The sequence below is a fragment of the Vibrio sp. 1978 genome (assembly GCF_033344345.1).
In genome coordinates this window covers 1-615 of the sequence record NZ_JAWPOP010000674.1, presented here as the reverse complement: position 1 = coordinate 615, position 615 = coordinate 1, and the positions used below count along the sequence as shown (strand labels likewise).

Sequence of the window (615 nt, the reverse complement as noted above, 5' to 3'; positions counted from 1 at the left end):
CAGTGCAGAAGCGATAGCCCATCAAATTGGTTTGGATTACAAAGCGAGCTTGTTGCCTGCCGATAAAGTACGTTATGTGGAACAACTTTCTACTGAGCACACGGTTGCGATGGTTGGTGATGGTATTAACGACGCACCTGCGATGAAAGCGTCTAGCATTGGTATCGCGATGGGCGGAGGTACTGACGTCGCATTAGAAACTGCTGATGCGGCACTAACGCACAACCGCTTGGTTGAATTGCCAGCAATGATTGAATTATCACGTGCGACGCTGAACAACATTCGTCAAAACGTGGCGTTGGCGCTTGGCTTAAAAGGCGTGTTCTTAGTCACCAGTTTATTGGGTATCACTGGGCTTTGGGTTGCGGTCTTGGCAGACAGTGGGGCGACTGCGTTAGTGACACTCAATGCGCTACGACTTCTGCGGTTTGAATCTAAACAAGTGCAATAACGCTATTCTCAAAGTTGCTCTATATTTAACCCGAGGCGTTTCTCGTCTCGGGTTTTTATGTTTCCGTGAGAGCTATAAGTTTTGTGAATGTAATCTGAGCCATCGGACTTGTTGTTATGCAACGAAATGATAAATTCGCCCGAATAATGTGATCTAAACCCTTT

Annotated in this window: 1 protein-coding gene; it reads left to right on the top strand. The window is 46.5% G+C overall.

What is annotated here, in order from left to right:
* Positions 1–451, top strand: a 451-nt coding sequence (locus R8N49_RS28475) for an HAD-IC family P-type ATPase (RefSeq protein ID WP_318190615.1), incomplete at its 5' end; no start/stop codon positions are given.
* Between the last annotated feature and the right edge of the window lie 164 nt (positions 452–615).